The organism is Mesorhizobium sp. M7A.F.Ca.CA.001.08.2.1 (genome assembly GCF_003998455.1).
Classification (GTDB): domain Bacteria; phylum Pseudomonadota; class Alphaproteobacteria; order Rhizobiales; family Rhizobiaceae; genus Mesorhizobium; species Mesorhizobium ciceri.
Window position 1 is genome coordinate 1 of sequence record NZ_RZPW01000743.1, and the last position, 3,016, is coordinate 3,016.

Below are 3,016 nucleotides of genomic sequence, written 5' to 3' on the forward strand. Positions count from 1 at the left end.
GGGCTACCGTCACCGGCTTTTGATTTCCGCGCGGCGGTGTAGTTTGGCAAAAAGGACATCAGGAGGAACTGGTCATGAACCGTCGCGACTTTCTTTTGAGCGGTGCCGCCGCCATCGGCGTGATCGGGGCCGCGGCAACGATGCTGCGCATGGGCGATCCGCAGGCAGCACAAGCGGCCGAGAGCTTCGAGGTCGTCAAGACCGACGCCGAGTGGAAAGCCATCCTGTCGCCGGCTGCCTTCGACGTGCTGCGCAAGGAAGGCACGGAGTACCCCGGCACCAGCCCGCTGCTCAACGAACACCGCAAGGGCATTTTCGCCTGTGCCGGCTGCGACCTGCCGGTCTATTCGTCGGAGACGAAATTCGATTCCGGCACCGGATGGCCGAGCTTCTGGCAAGAGATCCCCAAGGCGATCGGCACGACCGTGGACAGGTCGCTCGGCATGACGCGTACCGAGGCACATTGCCGCCGCTGCGGCGGCCATCTCGGCCATGTCTTCGACGACGGTCCGGCGCCGACCGGCCTGCGCCACTGCATCAACGGCGTCGCGCTGACCTTCAAACCCGCCACGGCCTGAGTCCATAGACTGGAATGCAAAAAACTCCGGGCTTGCGGCCCGGAGTTTTTTGCGCGGTCAGAGCTTTTCGGGCATGGACTGGAGGAGCTTCCCGAAACCGCTGCCCACGTATCTTTGTCTTGTCGCAATCCCCAAGGGAAAGCGCTGCGCGCTTTTCCCGGGAAAACCGCCTTACACTTTTCCTGGAATTGCTCCCTATCAGTGCCCCCCACCGCCGCCGCCACCCGGTGCGGCCGGCTTGCGGATCAGCATGGTGAACAGGCCAAGCGTCGCAAACAGCACCGTCAGCATGAAGAACACGTCCATGAAGGACAGCAGCGCCGCCTGCTGCTGGACCATGCCAGACAACTTGGAGATCGCAGCGCTTGTCGCGTCGAGGCCGGGGGTCTGCTCGAAATTGCGGGTCATGTTCTGCAGCTTGGTCTGCGCGGCTTCACTGCCCCATTGCACATGCTCGGAGAGCCTTGCGTAGTGGAAGGCGTTGCGGTCGATCAGCACGGTATTGATCAGCGCAAGGCCGACGGCACCGCCAAGGTTGCGGGTGAGATTGAACAGGCCGGACGCGTTCTTCAGCCGCTCGGGCGGCAAGGTGCCGAGCGCGATGTTGTTGATCGGAACCATGCACAGCATCATCGAACAGCCGCGCAGGATCTGCGGGATGAGCAGCTCATAGAAATCCCAGTCGGCGGTCAGATGCGTCATCCACCAGGTGCCGGTGGCGAAGCCGAAGAAGCCGATCATCATCATCAGGCGCGGGTCCATCTTGTTCGACAGGATGCCCGAGATCGGCGCGGTGAAGAACATCGCCAGGCCGCTGACGAACAGAGCCTCGCCGATCATCATCGAATCGTAGCCGCGGATGCGCCCGAGGAACACCGGGTAGAGATAGGTCAGGCCGTAGAGACCGATGCCGATGACGAACGAGAACAGCGAGCCGAAGGCGAAGTTGATGTTGGTGAAGGCCTTCAGGTCGACGATCGGCTCCTCGGCGGTGAACACGCGCCAGAAGAACAGCACCGCGCCGACGGTCATGACGACGGCGCAGATGAAGACGCCCTGGTCCTGCAGCCAATCATTGTTGGGGCCTTCCTCGAGCACATATTCCATGCAGCCCAGGAAGGCCGCCATGCCGGCGAGGCCCCACCAGTCGAACTTGCTGAACAGCTTGAGGTTGGGCTTGTCGAAGTCGATCAGCGTCCAGGCCGCCGTTGTCACCAGGATGCCGGGCACGACGTTGACCAGGAACAGCCAATGCCAGGACATGGCATGGCTGATATAGCCACCGACGGTCGGGCCGATGGTCGGCGCCAGCGTCGCCACGAGGCCGATCATCGGCGAGACGACGGCGCGGCGCGAGGGCGGGAAGATGGTGAAGGCAGCGGCAAAGACGCTCGGTATCATGCCGCCGCCGATGAAGCCCTGGACGGCGCGGTAGACGATCATCTGGTCGATGTTGGTGGCGGTCGCCGCCAGCGCACTGGCCGCGGTGAAGCCCGCCGCCGAGATGGTGAACAGCACGCGCGTCGACAGCATCCGGCTGAGAAAGCCGGACAGCGGGATCATCACCACTTCGGCGATCAGGTAGGCGGTCTGCACCCACGGAATTTCGTCGGAGCTGGCGCTGAGGCCGGCCTGGATCTCCGACAGCGAGGCGGAGACGATCTGGATGTCGAGGATGGCCATGAACATGCCGAACACCATCGCCAGGAAGGCGATGACGCGCCGCGTCGAAATGGTGTCAGGCACAGCCGGCCTCGCCGGCGGCGCTCCTGCTGTCAGGGTTGCGGTTGCCATGGCATTGCTCCCCGGCCGCCGCTCAATTCGACGCTGCCACTGACGCCGACCCGGATGGGGCGGTGCGGCTGTCGACGGCGACGACGACGCTCAGGCCGGCGCGCAGCTTACCGCTCTTCAGCGCATCGGCCGGCACATCGATGCGGACCGGAACGCGCTGCACGACCTTGGTGAAGTTGCCGGTGGCGTTTTCGGGCGGCAGCAGCGAGAACACGGCACCCGAAGCCGGCGCCAGCGACGAAACGGTTCCCTCGAAGTCCTGGCCGTCGGTCGCATCGACCGAGATCCTGACCTTCTCGCCGGGAACAAGCCGGGCAAGTTGTGTCTCCTTGAAGTTGGCGACGATGTAGAGCTTGTCCATCGGCACGATGACGGCGAGCTTCTGGCCGGGGCTGACAAGGTCGCCCTGCTCGACCGAGCGGTTGCCGACGATGCCGTCATATGGCGCCTTGAGCACGGTGAAGGAAAGATCGCGCAGCGCCTTGTCATGGCTGAGCTGCAGGGACGCCAGCGTGCTCGCCGATTCCGCGCGCTGCGCCTGCAGCACGCCGATATTGGCTTGCGCGGCGGCGATCTGTGCGTCGGCCCCGACAAGGGCGGCATCGGCCTGCTGGACCGCGGTCTGGGCGTCGTCCAGCTGCGCC

The 3,016-nt window shown here is 64.4% G+C and carries 3 protein-coding genes; 1 reads left to right on the plus strand and 2 read right to left on the minus strand.

Annotated features, from left to right (window positions below):
* Positions 1-74: 74 nt before the first annotated feature.
* Positions 75-578: a peptide-methionine (R)-S-oxide reductase MsrB gene (msrB, locus tag EN914_RS30080; RefSeq protein WP_013528493.1), complete on the plus strand. Its 504-nt coding sequence runs from the start codon at positions 75-77 to the stop codon at positions 576-578.
* A 198-nt stretch (positions 579-776) separates the two neighbouring features.
* Here msrB and EN914_RS30085 read toward each other — a convergent pair whose 3' ends face one another.
* Both EN914_RS30085 and EN914_RS30090 read right to left on the minus strand, forming a co-directional pair.
* Positions 777-2,372, minus strand: a complete 1,596-nt coding sequence (locus tag EN914_RS30085; protein WP_024502091.1) for a DHA2 family efflux MFS transporter permease subunit — start codon at positions 2,370-2,372, stop codon at positions 777-779.
* Positions 2,373-2,394: 22 nt separating this feature from the next.
* On the minus strand, positions 2,395-3,016 hold a 622-nt coding region (locus EN914_RS30090; protein WP_164779014.1), incomplete at its 5' end, for an HlyD family secretion protein.

Bases quoted from the DNA above. Each gene is read 5' to 3' on its own strand.
- msrB (WP_013528493.1), top strand. From the start codon at position 75: ATGAACCGTCGCGACTTTCTTTTGAGCGGTGCCGCCGCCATCGGCGTG.
- EN914_RS30085 (WP_024502091.1), bottom strand. From the start codon at position 2,372: ATGGCAACCGCAACCCTGACAGCAGGAGCGCCGCCGGCGAGGCCGGCT.